The following is a 14,936-nucleotide window of genomic DNA, read 5'->3' on the forward strand; positions in this document are numbered from 1 at the left end:
CACGCCAAATGTCCCTCCGTCAAAGGAGCATCATGTCCCTCCCCCTCACGCGTCGGATCGCCCGGACCGCGCTGCTGGTCGCAGCGGGCGCCGCTCCCGTGGTCGGTGCCGCCGGCGCCGCGAGTGCAGCGGACCTGTCCCTGACGCAGGCCCCCAAGCTGGGTGGGCTGAGCGCGCTCGACACCGCAGCGGTCGGCGGCCTCGCGGACGCCGCCTCGCAGCACGTCGGAAGCGCGGCGGGCGAGGTCGGCGGCAAGGCCGGCGGGACCGTCACGCGTGCCCTCCGGGGCCCGGAGCAGACCGCTCCGGTCGCCCGGCCCGCGGACAAGGCCGCTGCGGGCAAGGCCACCTCCGAGGCCAGGGCGGCCTCCGGCAAGGCGGCCTCCGGGGCGAAGTCGGTCGCCGGCAAGACCGGAAAGGTGACCGGAAAGGTGGGGGCGGCGAAGGCCGACAAGGGCGACCACGGCAAGGCGGTGGCCGACAAGTCCATGACCGAGACCAAGGCCAAGGGTGGCAAGGGCCGCCACGCCGCCCCGAGCCGCGGCAAGGCCGTCGCCAGCAAGGTCGGCAAGGCTGTCACCGGCAAGGCCGGCAAGGCCAGGAAGGTCGGCAAGGCCGCCGCCGGAAAGGCCGCGGCGAGCGAGCCCGCCCAGGCCATCCCGGCCGCCCCGAGCACGCTGCCCACCAGCTCCCTGACCGACGGCCTGCCGGTCAAGGGCCTGCCGATCCTCGGCGGCTGAGGGCCCCCTTTTTTGAGGGCTCGGCTCTCCCCCAGCTACCGCTGGGAGGTGCCCCGGAGGGCGCTATAGCCCCTGTCGACGGTCGACCACGCGGCGGTAGCCGGCTGCCATCGATATGCGGCTCCGCCGCGTGGCGATCGCAGCCTCGGGGCCTCCGCGCGCTCTCCCTTTCACCGTGACATCAGCGCCTCCGGCGCGGGCGGCCGCGCCCCTTCGGCTCACTCGCGGGCCCACGCGCGATACACCCGGGCCCGGGGAGCATCCGCTCCCCGGGCCCGTCACCTGTCCGTATGGCCGTGTAGCCGCGCGCTCAGCGGCTGGGCAGACCGCCGCCCAGCCGCTGGACCGCCGCCGCGACCCGCTCGTCGGTGGCGGTGAACGCGACCCGTACGTTCCGCTCCCCCGCCACGCCGTAGAAGTCGCCCGGCGCCACCAGGATGCCCAGTTCGGCGAGCGCGCCGACGGTGTCCCAGCACGGCTCGTCCCGCGTCGCCCACAGGTACAGCGACGCCTCGCTGTGCTCGATACGGAAGCCGCACCCTTCGAGCGCCTCGCGCAGCTCGGCGCGGCGGCGGGCGTAGCGCTCGCGCTGCTCGGCCACGTGCGCGTCGTCGCCCAGCGCGGCGACGGTGGCGGCCTGGACGGGCGCGGGCACCATCATCCCGCCGTGCTTGCGGAGCTGCAGCAGCTCGCCGAGCACCGCCGCGTCACCGGCGAGGAACGCCGCGCGGTAGCCCGCCAGATTGGAGCGCTTGGAGAGCGAGTGCACCGCCACCAGGCCCTCGAAGCTGCCGCCGGAGACCTCGGGGTGCAGTACGGACACCGGGTCGGCGTCCCAGCCGAGCTCCAGGTAGCACTCGTCGCTGGCCAGCAGCACGCCGTGCGCGCGCGCCCAGGCCACCGCGGTCCGCAGCTCGTCCTTGTCCAGCACCCGGCCGGTCGGGTTGGACGGGGAGTTGAGCCACAGCAGCTTCAGCCCCGCGGGGTCGAGCTCCGTAGGCTCGTCGTACGGCACGGGCTCCGCACCCGCCAGCCGCGCGCCCACCTCGTACGTCGGGTAGGCAAGACGCGGGAAGGCGACCCGGTCGCCGGGGCCGATGCCGAGCTGGGTGGGCAGCGACGCCACCAGCTCCTTGGAGCCGACCACTGGCAGCACCTGGGTGTGGTCCACGCCCGTCGCGCCCAGCCGCCGCTCCACCCAGCCGGTCAGCGCGTCCCGCAGCGCGGCGGTGCCCCATACGGTGGGATAGCCGGGGCTGTCGGCGGCGCCGGTCAGCGCCGTGCGGATCAGCTCGGGGACCGGGTCGACGGGGGTGCCCACCGACAGGTCGACGATGCCGTCCGGATGCGCCGCGGCGGTCGCCTTGTACGGTTCGAGCCGGTCCCAGGGGAAGACGGGGAGACGGGCGGAGACGGGTGGCACAACTGGCTCGCTTTCTTGGGAAAAACAGCCCGGCCCCGCAGGCCGTGGTGGCATGCGGGACCGAGGGCTGCGCGGTGCTGGGGCGTCTTCTAGAACGCGCCCGCGCGCCGCGAGGTCACTCGTCGTGCTCCTGCGGGGGCAGGGCGGCGATGAAGGGGTGGTCACGCTCGATCAGGCCCAGCTTGCTCGCGCCACCGGGCGAGCCCAGCTCGTCGAAGAACTCGACGTTGGCCTTGTAGTAGTCCTTCCACTCCTCGGGAGTGTCGTCCTCGTAGAAGATCGCCTCGACCGGGCAGACCGGCTCACAGGCCCCACAGTCGACGCACTCGTCCGGGTGGATGTACAAGGACCGCTGGCCCTCGTAGATGCAGTCGACGGGGCACTCCTCGATGCACGCCTTGTCTTTCAGGTCGACACAAGGCTGCGCGATGACGTAGGTCACGCTGTCGTTCCTCCTCTTAGGGCTGCTATCGCGCGGGAGCGCGGCGTCGTCGATGCCCGCACCTAGTATCTCCGTTCTTGGGCACCAGACGCACGTGAGGGGCGAGCAGAGCTGTGGATTTCACCACTGGCGGACGACTTGAGGTCCGGATTACCCCGTCTGACGTGGGTAGACGCGTGTCCGTCAGGCTGACGATCGAGGGTGGCGACAGCGGCGCGCGGTTCACGGACGTGGTCGGCGTGCTCACATCGTGGACACACGGTGTGCTGTACGTCACTCGGCGCACGGGAGAGGAGGTCCGCATCGCGGAATCCTCGCTGGTGGCGGGCAAGGTCGTGCCCGCGGCTCCGGCTCGCCGCCGCGGGCCGGCGGCGACCGCGGCCGAACTGGACCGGGCCGCCGCCCGCGCCTGGCCGCCGGTGGAGAGCGTACGGCTCGGGGAGTGGGAGCTGCGCGCGGCGGGCGGCTTCACCCGGCGCGCCAACTCCGCGCTGCCGCTCGGCGATCCGGGCGTACCGGTCGAGGACGCGCTGCGGCGGGTGACCGCCTGGTACGCCGAGCGCGGGCTGCCCGCCTATATCCAGGCCAGCACCGGCGCCGAGGGGACACAGGAGCTGCTGGCCGCGGAGCTCGCGGCGCACGGCTGGGTCCGGGAGGTCTCCGTGGACATACGGATCGCCGCCCTCGCCCCCATCGCGGACAAGGACGCCGATGTCTCCCGGGTCACCCTCTCCCGCGATATCGACGATGCCTGGCTGGCCCGCTATCAGCGCTTCTCCTCCGGCGAGCCCTCCCCCGAGGTGCTGCGGGTGCTCCGGGGCGGCCCGTCGGTGTGGTTCGCGACCATAACGACAGCAGACGACGCCTCAGGCGTCCCGGCCGCGATCGGACGGTGCGTGGTGGACGGCCGCTGGGCCGGGTTCACGGCCGTGGAGACCGATCCGCTGCTGCGCCGGCAGGGCCTGGCCACCGCCGTGATGACGGCGCTCGCCCGCAAGGCCCTGGACGAGGGCGCCTCGGCTGCGTATCTGCAGGTCGAGGCGGACAATGACGGTGCCCGAGCGCTCTACGAGGGCATGGGCTTCAGCACACACCACAGCTACCACCACTGGCGCGCACCCCACGAGAACCACCGCTGATCGGGTACGAGGCACCTATGCCACGCAGAGACGACACCCCGGCCCGGCGCCGGCGCTTCGCAGAGGCGGCCCGCGAGGAGCGCCCCGATCTGGCGCTGCTGTGCCTGCTGGTGGCCCAGGAGGCCGACCCGGAGCTGGACGACGACGGAATCGACGCCGTACAGATCGAACTCGACCGGCTGGCGGGTCTGGTGCCCTACTCCCCCGGCGGGCCCGGCGACTGGGCCGCGGCGCTGGCCGGTCTGCTCGGGGACCGCCTCGACTTCCGCGGCTCCGCGGCCGACTACCGGCGGCTGGAGTCCTCGCTGCTGCACGAGGTGCTGCGGCGGCGGCGCGGACTGCCGATCCTGCTGTCCGTGGTGTGGCTGGAGGTGGCGCGGCGGGCGGGCGCACCGGTGTACGGGGTGGCGCTGCCGGGCCACTTCGTGGTCGGCTTCGGCGATCCGTACGGGCGTCATGTGCTGGCGGATCCCTTCGACGGCGGGCGGGTGCTGTCCGACGAGGACGCGGCGCTGCTGGTGGCGGGGGCGCTGGGGGTCCCGTCGGCCGCGACGGTGGCGGCCCCGGCCACTCCGCTGGAGATCGTGCTGCGGATCCTGAACAACATCCGCGCCTGGGCCGCCGCCCGTCCCGAGCGCACGGATGTCCAGCTGTGGGCGGTCGAGCTGTCCCTGCTGCTGCCCAGCCACCCGGCCCGGCTCCGCTACGAGCGGGCCAAACTGCTTGTGGAGCGTGGGGACTTCGTGGCCGGCGCCAAGGAGATGGAGGAGTACGCGGAGGTCGTGGCCGCCATGGAGCCGAACGCGGCGGAGGCCGTACGGCGCCGGGCGCGGGCCGCCCGGGCGAGGCTGAACTGAGCAGCGCACCGCGCCAGGTCAGCCAACGCACCGGGACGGCCGCGAACCGGAACGGCCACTGCACCGGGTCGGCCGGGCCCTTCGCCGCCGCGGGCGGCGGGACGGCCTTCGGCAGCGGTCAGAGCCACCCCTTCTCGCGGGCGATCCGCACCGCGTCGGCGCGGTTGCGGGCGGCGGTCTTCTGGATGGCCGTGGACAGGTAGTTGCGGACCGTGCCCTGCGAGAGGTTCAGCCTGCGCGCCAGCTCCGCGTTGGTCGAGCCGTCCGCCGAGGACCGCAGCACCTCCCGCTCCCGCTCGGTCAGCGGGCACACCCCGTCCACGAGCGCGGCCGCACCGTACGCCCCGATCTCTCGATCCCGGTCAGGCCCGGCAGTGCGCGCAGCGCCGCCTCATCGGCCGGCTCGTCGAGCTCGAAGGAGATCCGCCGCGCCCCGGCCATCGCCTTGATCTCCGCGGACGCACCGTCGGCGAGCACCCGCCCGCGGTGCAGCACGATCACGCGGTCGGCTATCGCGTCGGCCTCTTCGAGGTAGTGGGTGGCGAAGAGGATGGTGCGGCCCTGCCGCGCCTGTGACCGCATCGCGGCCCAGAAGGTCTGCCGGGACGAGACGTCCATGCCGGTGGTCGGCTCGTCCAGCACGATCAGGTCGGAGGCGCCCGCGGTGGCCAGCGCGAAGCGCACCCGCTGCTCCTGGCCACCGGAGAGCTTGTTCACCTTCCGGTCGGCGATGTCCGTGATGCCTGCCTCCTCCAGCACCTGCCGCACCGGATGGGCCCGGGGGTGCGGATCGCAGGCGAGCCGCACCAGCTCCTGGACCGTGACCTCCTCCATCAGCCCGCCGCTCTGGAGCATCGCGCCCACCCGGCCGCCCTCGATGGCCTGGCGTGGGGTGGTGCCGAAGATCCGGACCAGGCCGGAGTCGGGGTGCGCAGCCCCAGCAGCAGATCGAGGGTCGAGGACTTCCCCGCCCCGTTGGGCCCGAGCAGCGCGACGGTCTCGCCCTGGTGCAGCGTGAGGTCCAGGTCGGCCACGGCGCGCACGCTGCCGTAGCTCTTGTGCACCTTTCCGAAGGCGACCACGGGCGCGGACGCCGACGCCTCGGCGCGGCCGGATCCGGCGGCCGTGCCGGGAGCGGACTGAGCGGTCATGGCCCAAGCTTCGCCCAGCGCGGCTCGTCCCGGCAGTGTCAGCGGTCGTGGTCTCGGCATGACAGATGTCATGGTCCGGGCCGGGCACACCAAGCCGCGCCCGCGCACCCTGTGCCGGGCATACGTCGGCCCCCGCCCGGTGCCGGACGGGGGCCGTACGCGCTTCGCTCAGTTGCCGTTGGTCTCGATGATGCCGATCCGCTCGGCCGGGGTCTTGCCCTTCAGCGCCTGGCCCAGCGCCACCGCGACGTCCGTCGGGGCGACGGGCTGCTTGCTGCCGTTGCCGCGCTGGATCAGCACGCCGTCGAAGAAGCCGCCGTACAGCTCCTTCAGGGCCTTCAGGTCGTAGTGCTCCACCAGCTTGCCGTCCACCACCCGCATGGACAGGACCTTCCACAGGGAGTTCTGCGGGCTCAGCGGCAGCGAGTGCGCCGGGTCCGTCTGGACCTTGACAAAGTCCGACATCGCGGGCTGGGCGAAGGTCCGCATCTTCCGGTCGACCTCGGCGTTGCTGATCTGCGGCTGCTTGGTGACGACGGGCAGGGTGATGACCTTGTTCTCACCCGTGGCCGCCCGCTGCCGGAACGCCTCGTCCACCGCCGCGACCGCCTTGTCGACGTCCAGCGCCTTGCCCGCCTTGCCGTACACCGCGACGGCCTTGCCGGGCTTGAACTCGATGGTGCCCTCGCGCGCCGTGCCCGAGGTGCCCGCCAGCCGTTCCAGCGCGTCCTTGAGCTTCTCCTCGTCGACCGTGACGACGGGATCGGCCTGGTGGGTGCCGCCGAACAGTGAGCCGATCACGGTGATCGGGTTGTAGTCGCGGCCGGCGACGCCGCGGACCGTGGCCTCGGTGTCCAGCGTCAGGCCCGCGACGGACGGCTTGATCTGCTTTTGCTGGCCGTCCACGGACACCTTCAGCGGCGCGGTGGTACGGCCCTCCAGCGCGGTGTCCAGCTTCTGGACGGCCGTCTCCTTGGAGGTGCCGCCGATGTCGACGCCCAGGACGGTGGTGCCGTTCGGGACGTCGGCGTGGTTCATCACCAGGCCCGCGCCGTACGCGACGCCGCCGACGAAGACGAGCGCGCCGACCGCCAGAACCAGCTTGGAGCGCCCCTTCTTCTTGGGGCGGGCGGCCGCCGGGGCGGCGGGCGGCTTGGGGCTGCTCGCCGGAGCGCCGGCCTCATCGGACGGGGCGGGTGCGGCGGAGCCGGTCCCGGGGGGCGGGAAGGGCGAGCCGGGCCGGTTCTCGGCGGGCGGGACGACGGGGATGCCGCTGACCAGCGTCTCTCCGGAGACATGCTCGGCCGGCACGCCCCCGCCCGGGGTCGGGTCGGGGTCGCGGAACAGCGGCGGGGTCGCCGCGGAGTCCAGTCCCGGCTTGCCACCGAGGCCGTCGAACGGCCCGGCCGACGGCACGGGGCTCGCGCCGGTGGTGGCGCCGAGGCTGCCGGACAGCGGCGAGCCGTTCGGCGGGGTGGGCGGCTGCCCGGCGAGCCCGGCGCCGCCGCCGAGCGGCGGCTGGGTGACGCCCGGGGTCCGTGTGGGCAGCCGCATCTCGCCGGTGACCGGGCCGGTCGTCGGGCCGCTGGGCTCCGCCACCCCGGGGAAGCCGCTCTGCGGGGTGTCGGTGAAGTACGGCAGGTCGGCACCCGCCCCGCCGCCCAGCGACGGGGCGGGGAACTGCTGCGTGGTCTCCGGAGCGGAGAACGGGCTCTCCGGGGCGGAGAAGTCGGGAGCCGGGAACGGCTGCGTGGTCTCCGCGGCCGAGGGCGCGGCGGAGGCCTCGGGCGCGAACGCCCCGGCCCCGAAGGGCTCGGCGGCGAACGGCTCGGCCGTGGCGGGCCCGGGGGCGGGTGGCGTGGCGGCCGGCGGCACCGGGGGCTGCGGCGTGCTCCCCGTCGACGTGTTGCCCTTGCCCTTACGAGGCGCGAACCAGTCGCTGGTCCGGTCCTCCTTCTTCTTCTCCGGCTTGTTCGCCGGGGGCTCCCCGTGTTCCCCCCGCGCCGGTCCGGCCGCGCCCGGGCCCGCCGGGGCGGCGTCGGGCCGGGCCGGGCCGTCGGCGCCCTCGGGGTCGTCGGCGGAGCGCTGGTTCGGCACGCCCTCCTCGCCGACCGGGGTGCGCATGACCACCGGCGGGATGGGCCGCGACCCGGGGATGTTGATCCGGATCCGGGTCGTCAGCGTGGTCTCGGTCTTGGGTTCCTCCGGCTTGGCCGCGGCACGCGCCTCGCCGTCACCGGAGCCCTGGGCCTCCTGTGCCGGGTTCGGCGAGGGGTACTGGCGGGATCCGTACGGCGGGGTGCCGGGCGGGTAGGCGGCGGCGCCACTGCCCTTGCGGGTCCCGGAGGACGAACTGTCAGATTCACGGCTCAAAGCAGGTTCTCCCAGTTAGCTCCGCCGCCCGTCAGACTCGCGCGGGCGGCTCGGCGGCGGCACCACCTTACTGGGCCCCGCGGGCAGGCACTTGACGACCGCTGTAACAGCACATCCCGCACACCGGCGGGCACGGTCTGTCGTCCTGGCGGACGCCCAGGCGAAAACGTGACGTCACTTACCAAGTCGGGCCGGGCCGCTGCCCGGTTGCGACACCTTCGGCATCGTGGCGCACATCACACCGGCGAACATTCCGCCCAGAAGAAAAGCATAGGAGCCCGCTCCGGCGCCAAAAAGAAAGTCCCCCTCGGGACGGCTCACGGTGAGAAACAACACGGAGACCACCCACGCCCCGGCGGGCACCACCCCGCCCGCCCGGGTGTCGGTCGCCTTGGCCCCGCCGTAGCACAGCGCGCCGATCGCGAGCAGCGCGAGCAGCAACCCACCGGGGAACCAGGCCGCTTGGACCAGCGCGCCCGCGGCGGCGACCAGCACCCCCACCACGCCGAGCAGCGCATACGCCCCCAGGCGCGCGGCCGTCACGCCGACACCCCCGCGAACAGATCGTCCTCACGGCCCCGGTCCGAGCCGGAAGCGGCGACCGCCTGCCCTCTGATGAGCAGGTAGTGCTCCATGGCGGACAGCGGCTGCCCCAGATCGTTCGAGAGTGCGAAGAAGGGCCCGTCGACCGTGATCTGGGTGGCGTGGGCGCGCATGGCCTCCGCCTTCGCCTCGGCGTATGCGGCACCGTCCACCGTCGCCGTCACCCGCGCGTCGTCGACCACGCCGGGCACATCGCCGGCCGAGGCGATCCCCGGGAAGGGGGCCCCATCGCCCTGGGCGCGCAGCCGGGCGAAGCCCTCCTCGAGCTCCGAGCGCGGGACGCAGTTCCAGTAGATCTTGCCGATCTGGTGCGGATCGCCCAGGTCCCGGCGGTAGGCCGGTTCCGCGGCGAGCTCCGCCGCGCGCATGGCGACGCGGTGCGCCTGGATGTGGTCGGGGTGGCCGTAGCCCCCGTGCGGGTCGTAGGTGACCAGGACCTGCGGGCGCACCTCGCGGACCACCTCGACCAGGTGGGCGGCGGCGTCGTCCACCTCCGCCCGCCAGAAGCACTCCGGGCGGGCGTTCTGCGGGGCGCCCATCATCCCGGAGTCGCGGTACCGTCCTGCACCGCCCAGGAAGCGGTGATCGCTGACCCCCAACGCCTTCATCGCCACGGCGAGTTCGCCGATCCGGTGCGGGCCGAGCGCATCGTCGCGGTCGGCGGCCAAGTGCGCCAGGGCGGGCGGGATGATCTCGCCCTCTTCGCCGAGCGTGCAGGTCACCAGTGTGACCTGCGCACCCTCGGCGGCGTACTTGGCCATGGTCGCGCCGTTGTTGATCGACTCGTCGTCCGGATGTGCATGTACCAGGAGCAGGCGACGGGCGGGAAGGACCGGGGTCATGAGCACAGCCTACGAGCCCCGCGGCCGGAGCCGCGGGTCAGCCATGCATCAGAGATCCACGTCCCCGATCATGTTCGCCACGTTCGTCGTGAGGTCGTCGATCGTCGGGGCGATCGACGAACTGGCGAGGTAGAAGCCGAGCAGCACACAGAGGACCGCGTGCCCCGACTTCAGCCCAGCCTTCTGGACGAGCATGAAGACGATGATCAGCAGCAGCACGACCAACGAAATCGAGAGCGCCACAGCGGCTCACCTCCAGGTACACGCGCTCGAACGGACAACATATTCATGCCACAGGGGGCCTACCCACTATGCGCAATCGATCATAACTATGGGCCCGCGCGCACGACTCGGTGCACGGGAGCATGACAGGGGCGCATGCCTGTTCGCACCATTGGCCTCGTCATCTGGCCTGATTCTCGCCACATTCGGCGAGTTGATCTCCGCGGCCGTCGCGGGCGGAACATGCCCGCGGCAACGGGCCGGGGCGGTACGCCCCAGGTCGTAGGCTCGGCCTATGACCGGACAGCTCTCGTTCCCTCGGCAGCACGCCCGCACCCAGCGCTTCACCCTCGGGGCGCCGCGCGCCTTCGTCGTGGCGCCCGACGACTCGCGGGTGGTGTTCCTGCGCTCGCGCTCCGGCACCGACCGCGCCAACCTCCTGTGGGTGCACGACCTGACCGAGCGGCGGGAGTACCCGGCCGCCGATCCGGCCGCCCTGCTCGGCGGCGCCGACGAGCAGTTGTCCGCCGAGGAGCGGGCGCGCCGCGAGCGCAGCAGGGAGGGCTCGGGGGGCGTCATCGGCTACGCCACCGACTTGACTGCCGAATTGGCTGCTTTCGCACTCTCGGGCCGGCTGTTCGCCTCCGAGTTGCGCGCCGGCGTAACCCGCGAACTCCCCGTGCCCGGGCCGGTGATCGACCCGCGCCCGTCTCCGGACGGACGCCGCATCGCCTATGTGGCGCAGGGCGCGCTGCGCGTCACGGATACCGAGGGAGGCGGCGACCGGGCGCTGGCCGAACCGGAGGGCGAGACGGTCACCTATGGGCTCGCGGAGTTCATCGCGGCCGAGGAGATGGACCGCTCGCGCGGCTTCTGGTGGTCGCCGGACAGCGATGCGCTGCTGGTCGCCCGGGTCGACGACGCACCCGTACGGCGCTGGTGGATCGCCGACCCCGCGCACCCCGACCGGGAGCCCGCCGAGGTCGCGTACCCGGCCGCGGGCACCGAAAACGCCGAGGTGCGGCTGGTGCTGCTGGGCCTGGACGGGTCCCGCACCGAGATCGAATGGGACCGGCGGCGCCATCCGTATCTCGCGCGGGTGCACTGGTCCTCCTACGGCCCGCCGCTGCTGCTGGTCCAGGCCCGCGACCAGCGCAGCCAGGTCTATCTGGCCGTGGACACCACCACCGGGCGCACCCGTACCGTCCATGTGGACGAGGACGCGGTCTGGCTTGATCTTTTCCCTGGTGTACCGGGGTGGACGCCGGACGGGCGGCTCGTGCGCATCGCGGACGAGGGCGGCGCCCGGGTGCTGATGGTCGGCGACCGCAAGCTGACCTCGGGCGCGCTGCACGTCCGGGCGGTCCTCGACATCGGCGAGGAGGACGTGCTCTTCTCCGCCTCGCCGGGCGCGGACGCCGAACTGCCCGAACAGCCCGGCGATATCGGGGTCTTCCGCGCGTGGTACCGCGGCAGCGGCGACCAGGGCGGCTGGGAGGCGGTCGACAAGCGGCCCGGCCCCGCCGTACGGTCCGCGGTGCGCGGCAGCGAGGTGATCGTCCTGGCGTGCGCGGAACCGGACCGGCCCGGCGCGGCGGTGGAGGTGTTCGGGCTCACCGCCGACGGCTCGGCCGACCGCCTCGCCGAGATCGCCTCGTACGCCGAGCGGCCCGTCATCGCCGCCCGCCCGCAACTGGTCCACGCGGGCGAGCGCCATATCCCCTGCGCCGTGCTGCTGCCGGCCGGCCACACCGCGGACGACGGGCCGCTGCCCGTCCTCATGGACCCCTACGGCGGCCCGCACGGCCAGCGCGTGCTGGCCTCCCACAACGCCCATCTGACCTCGCAGTGGTTCGCCGACCAGGGCTTCGCAGTGATCGTCGCCGACGGCCGCGGCACCCCCGGCCGCTCCCCCGCCTGGGAGAAGGCGGTCCGCGACGACCTGGCGGGCGTGAGCCTTCAGGACCAGGTCGACGCGCTGGCGGCGCTGGCCGAGCGCTATCCGCTCGACCTCTCCCGGGTCGCCATCCGCGGCTGGTCCTACGGCGGCCTTCTGGCGGGGCTCGCGGTGCTGCGCCGCCCCGATGTCTTCCACGCGGGCGTCGTGGGCGCTCCGGTGACCGATCAGCGGCTGTACGACACCCACTACACCGAGCGGTATCTCGGCCACCCCGACGAGCAGCCGGAGGTCTACGCCGCCAACTCGCTGGTCACCGACGAGGGGCTGTACGGCGCGGCGGAACCGCACCGCCCGATGATGATCATCCATGGCCTGGCCGACGACAATGTGGTCGCCGCGCACACCCTGCGACTCTCCTCGGCCCTTCTCGCGGCCGGCCGCCCGCACGAGGTGCTGCCGCTGTCCGGAGTGACCCATATGACCCCGCAGGAACAGGTCGCCGAGAACCTGCTCCTGCTCCAGGTGGACTTCCTCAGGCGCTCGCTCGGCATGAGCTGAGCGGGGCCTGCCTACCAGCCGGGCGGCGGCGAGGAGGGCGGCGGCGGGGCGGCGGGCGGGGTCGCGGGCGGCGGGCCGGGCGGCGCCGTGGGCGGAGTGGGAGGCGGCGGGGTGTAGCCGTAGCCACCGCCCGCTCCGCCCGCCGGCCCATAGCCACCATCCGCCGGCCCGTAACCGCCGCCCGCCGCGCCGCCGTAGCCTCCGTACCCGCCGTAGCCCCCGTACGGCTGAGCCGCGGGCTGGCCCCATCCGGCGAGCGGAGGGTCGTCCGCGGGGTCGGCGGGCTGCGCCAGCACGATCAGCGCGACCAGCCCGACGATCCCCTCGAGGAACCCGGTCAGCACGGAGAGCACGCCCACGGTCGGCAGGTCGTCGAAGTGCTCGAGGTAGTCGAACTTGATGTACGCGGAGATCGCGGTGACCCCGTCGCCCAGCACCAGGGCGGCCGCCGTCATCCCCAGCGGCCGGGCCAGCGGCGCCCGGCCGAGCGCCGCGAAGGCGGCCGTCAGCGCCAGCGCGATCACCGTCCAGGCCGCCCATGCCCCGGGCGGCGAGAGCAGCGTGGTGAGCATGTATTTGCCGGTGAGCTGGTGCTCGTAGATGTCCCAGCCCCGCTTCTGGGCCCAGTAGATCTGCCAGGCGCCCTCGACGACCGCGACGGCCCCCAGGAACAGCGCCGCCGTCACAGCGACCCCGGGCCTCGGCCGGCCGGGCGGGCTGTCGGCGGGCGCGACAGCGTAGTCGGGGGCGGTCCCATCGGCCGGGCGCCGGGCAGCGGCCACGACCGCCAGCAGAACGCCCCCGAGCACGACCGCCGCCCACGAGCTCAGCTGCGCGCGGGTCTTCAGCCCGTCGGGGATGCCCTGCATCCAGTCGGCGTGCAGATTCCACAGGCTGGGCAGGCGCAGCGCGACCGTGGCGACGGCGGCCGAGCCCAGCGCCCCGGCGGCGGCCGACGACCGCAGCGCCGCGATTCCGGCGGCCACGTACACGGCGAGCAGGAGCGGATCGGCGAGGGATGTGCCGAAGATGCTGTCCGGGAGCCGGTACGGTATCCCGGCCCAGGTCCACCAGACATGGCTGGCCTCGTCGGCCTTGTTGAAGTCCCGGACGATCCACGCCAGTGAGACCAGCCCGAGAACAGCGCATACCAGCGCCCCGAAGGTGCGCGCGCCGCGGTTGAGTATCCGTCCCTGCCCCATGGCTGTAGGTTTGCCCCGCCCCGGCCCCTGATCAACCGTCCCGGCGTCAGCAATGTGCCGACACAAGTGACCGGCCGGGGCGACATGGCGCGCCCCGGCCGGTCTACGGCACCCGCACGGCCGTACGCAGTTCAGCCTGACGCGTCCGTATATCGGTATCGCGTCAGCCAAGTTGCTTGCGTGTTAACGCGTTTGATGTGCCTTGCTCACTCTTTGTCGCCATCCAGTGATCTCTGTCAAGCACGCCGGGACCTCGATCTGCAAAATGTTCGCTCAAGGTTGCCGCGAGCACCCCTTCCGCTTCCGCTGGCCCCTTGACTGAGCTGTTAATCGGTTGCGAAAGTCCGCTCATCCCGAACCGCGCACGACCACCGGCGGACGGGAACGACATGACGCGAGTAGACCAGCGCGAAACAGACACAGCGATCAGTGCGGGGGGCGCTACGCGATGACGAGTCCTTCCCAGGCCGCCGCGCCCGGGGCGAACGCGCCCGGCCCGGATGCCGTCCCGACGGCAGAAGTCGGCAAGGACGGCACGCCGTTGGTGGGCCGGTCGCCCGGCCAGTTAATGTGGCGGCGTTTCAAACGCGACAAGACAGGCGTGATTTCGGCCTACGTCGTGATCTTCTTCTTTCTGATCGCCTTACTCGCGCCCGTGATCGCCTGGCTGTACGGCAAGAACCCGTACACCACTTACGGACTCGACAGGCCCGGGCTGCTCAACGAGTTCTACTACCCCATCAAGCCCAACGGGGGCATCGACGGCGAGTTCTGGTTCGGCCTCCAGCCCCAGCTCGGCCGGGATGTGTTCACCCAACTCCTGTACGGCATACGGACCTCGCTGCTGATCGCGGTCGCCGTCACCCTCCTGTGCACCCTCACCGGCATCCTCGTCGGCGTCACGGCCGGCTATATGGGCGGCAAGACCGACTACTTCCTCGGCCGCTTCATCGATCTGCTGCTCGCCTTCCCGGCCCAGCTCTCGTTCGTGGCCTTCACGCCCGTCGTCTACTCGCTCTTCGTCAATCCGGAGAAGGAGACGCCGACCTATCTACGGGTCATCACCCTGATCCTGGTCCAGTGGGCGCTGGGCTGGATGGGCCTGGCGCGGCTGCTGCGCGGACAGGTACTCAGCCTGCGCGAGCGGGAGTTCGTGGAGGCCGCGAAGGTGACCGGCGCCTCCCCGTGGAGGATCATCCGCAAGGAGCTGCTGCCCAATCTGTGGACGCCGATCCTGGTGCAGTCGACGCTGATGCTGCCGACCTTCGTGACCGCCGAGGCCGGGCTCTCCTTCCTGGGAGTCGGGCTCGTCGAGCCGACCCCCGACTGGGGCCGGATGTTCGCCACCGGCGCCAGGCACTACCAGAACGACATCACGTACATGTTCTTCCCGGGCGTGGCCATGGTGATCTTCGTGGTGGCCTTCAACCTGCTCGGGGACTCGGTCCGGGACGCATTCGATCCGAAGACTAAGCGCTAGGCAG

General features: G+C 72.7%; 12 protein-coding genes and 2 pseudogenes. 5 read left to right on the forward strand and 9 right to left on the reverse strand.

Translation table 11 applies throughout. From position 1 onward, the window contains the following. The first annotated feature begins 32 nt into the window (after positions 1-32). Positions 33-740 (forward strand): hypothetical protein, encoded by a 708-nt coding sequence (locus ACH4U7_RS27565; RefSeq protein ID WP_398530500.1) that lies wholly within the window; start codon positions 33-35, stop codon positions 738-740. 310 nt (positions 741-1,050) lie between these two features. Here ACH4U7_RS27565 and dapC read toward each other — a convergent pair whose 3' ends face one another. Beyond that, positions 1,051-2,163, reverse strand: coding sequence for a succinyldiaminopimelate transaminase (gene dapC / locus ACH4U7_RS27570; protein WP_398530501.1), 1,113 nt, complete (start codon positions 2,161-2,163; stop codon positions 1,051-1,053). 115 nt (positions 2,164-2,278) lie between these two features. After that, on the reverse strand, positions 2,279-2,605 hold the full coding sequence (gene fdxA, locus ACH4U7_RS27575) for a ferredoxin (protein ID WP_014054705.1): 327 nt from the start codon (positions 2,603-2,605) through the stop codon (positions 2,279-2,281). 113 nt (positions 2,606-2,718) lie between these two features. On the opposite strand from fdxA, the gene ACH4U7_RS27580 reads away from it, so the two are divergent. Both ACH4U7_RS27580 and ACH4U7_RS27585 read left to right on the forward strand, forming a co-directional pair. Continuing rightward, positions 2,719-3,744, forward strand: coding sequence for a GNAT family N-acetyltransferase (locus ACH4U7_RS27580; protein ID WP_398530502.1), 1,026 nt, complete (start codon positions 2,719-2,721; stop codon positions 3,742-3,744). A gap of 17 nt (positions 3,745-3,761) precedes the next feature. Continuing rightward, positions 3,762-4,601, forward strand: a complete 840-nt coding sequence (locus ACH4U7_RS27585) for a tetratricopeptide repeat protein (protein ID WP_398530503.1) — start codon at positions 3,762-3,764, stop codon at positions 4,599-4,601. Between the two features lie 118 nt (positions 4,602-4,719). Here the strand turns inward: ACH4U7_RS27585 and ACH4U7_RS27590 are convergent. The 6 genes and pseudogenes from ACH4U7_RS27590 to ACH4U7_RS27615 form a co-directional block, all read right to left on the reverse strand. Continuing rightward, positions 4,720-4,935 (reverse strand): annotated as a pseudogene (locus ACH4U7_RS27590) (response regulator transcription factor); the annotation flags it as partial. Beyond that, positions 4,923-5,683, reverse strand: a pseudogene (locus tag ACH4U7_RS27595) (ABC transporter ATP-binding protein); the annotation flags it as partial. The pseudogenes ACH4U7_RS27590 and ACH4U7_RS27595, both read right to left, overlap by 13 nt. 237 nt (positions 5,684-5,920) lie before the next feature. After that, on the reverse strand, positions 5,921-8,125 hold the full coding sequence (locus tag ACH4U7_RS27600) for a peptidoglycan binding domain-containing protein (protein ID WP_398530504.1): 2,205 nt from the start codon (positions 8,123-8,125) through the stop codon (positions 5,921-5,923). A 174-nt stretch (positions 8,126-8,299) separates the two neighbouring features. Next, positions 8,300-8,668, reverse strand: a complete 369-nt coding sequence (locus ACH4U7_RS27605) for a DUF6113 family protein (protein ID WP_398530505.1) — start codon at positions 8,666-8,668, stop codon at positions 8,300-8,302. After that, a complete protein-coding gene (gene mshB / locus ACH4U7_RS27610) occupies positions 8,665-9,570 on the reverse strand; it encodes an N-acetyl-1-D-myo-inositol-2-amino-2-deoxy-alpha-D-glucopyranoside deacetylase (RefSeq protein ID WP_398530506.1) in 906 nt (301 codons plus the stop codon). Before mshB ends, ACH4U7_RS27605 begins: the two co-directional genes overlap by 4 nt. 48 nt (positions 9,571-9,618) lie before the next feature. Further along, positions 9,619-9,813: a hypothetical protein gene (locus tag ACH4U7_RS27615; RefSeq protein ID WP_014176694.1), complete on the reverse strand. Its 195-nt coding sequence runs from the start codon at positions 9,811-9,813 to the stop codon at positions 9,619-9,621. A gap of 274 nt (positions 9,814-10,087) precedes the next feature. Here ACH4U7_RS27615 and ACH4U7_RS27620 point away from each other — a divergent pair, with 274 nt between their 5' ends. Next, positions 10,088-12,250, forward strand: a complete 2,163-nt coding sequence (locus ACH4U7_RS27620; protein WP_398530507.1) for a prolyl oligopeptidase family serine peptidase — start codon at positions 10,088-10,090, stop codon at positions 12,248-12,250. An 11-nt stretch (positions 12,251-12,261) separates the two neighbouring features. On the opposite strand, the gene ACH4U7_RS27625 is transcribed toward ACH4U7_RS27620, so the two are convergent. Further along, a complete protein-coding gene (locus ACH4U7_RS27625) occupies positions 12,262-13,452 on the reverse strand; it encodes a hypothetical protein (RefSeq protein WP_398530508.1) in 1,191 nt (396 codons plus the stop codon). Between the two features lie 448 nt (positions 13,453-13,900). Between ACH4U7_RS27625 and ACH4U7_RS27630 the strand changes: the two genes are divergently transcribed. Beyond that, the gene (locus ACH4U7_RS27630) at positions 13,901-14,932 is read left to right on the forward strand and encodes an ABC transporter permease (RefSeq protein WP_398530509.1); all 1,032 of its coding nucleotides are present in this window, start codon (positions 13,901-13,903) and stop codon (positions 14,930-14,932) included. Positions 14,933-14,936: the final 4 nt, after the last annotated feature.

This window comes from Streptomyces sp. NPDC020845 (assembly GCF_044334165.1).
Classification (GTDB): Bacteria; Actinomycetota; Actinomycetes; order Streptomycetales; family Streptomycetaceae; genus Streptomyces.

Coding starts and splice junctions, on each gene's coding strand:
- ACH4U7_RS27565 (WP_398530500.1), top strand. CDS start 33: ATGTCCCTCCCCCTCACGCGTCGGATCGCCCGGACCGCGCTGCTGGTC.
- ACH4U7_RS27585 (WP_398530503.1), top strand. CDS start 3,762: ATGCCACGCAGAGACGACACCCCGGCCCGGCGCCGGCGCTTCGCAGAG.
- mshB (WP_398530506.1), bottom strand. CDS start 9,570: ATGACCCCGGTCCTTCCCGCCCGTCGCCTGCTCCTGGTACATGCACAT.
- ACH4U7_RS27620 (WP_398530507.1), top strand. CDS start 10,088: ATGACCGGACAGCTCTCGTTCCCTCGGCAGCACGCCCGCACCCAGCGC.
- ACH4U7_RS27625 (WP_398530508.1), bottom strand. CDS start 13,452: ATGGGGCAGGGACGGATACTCAACCGCGGCGCGCGCACCTTCGGGGCG.
- ACH4U7_RS27630 (WP_398530509.1), top strand. CDS start 13,901: ATGACGAGTCCTTCCCAGGCCGCCGCGCCCGGGGCGAACGCGCCCGGC.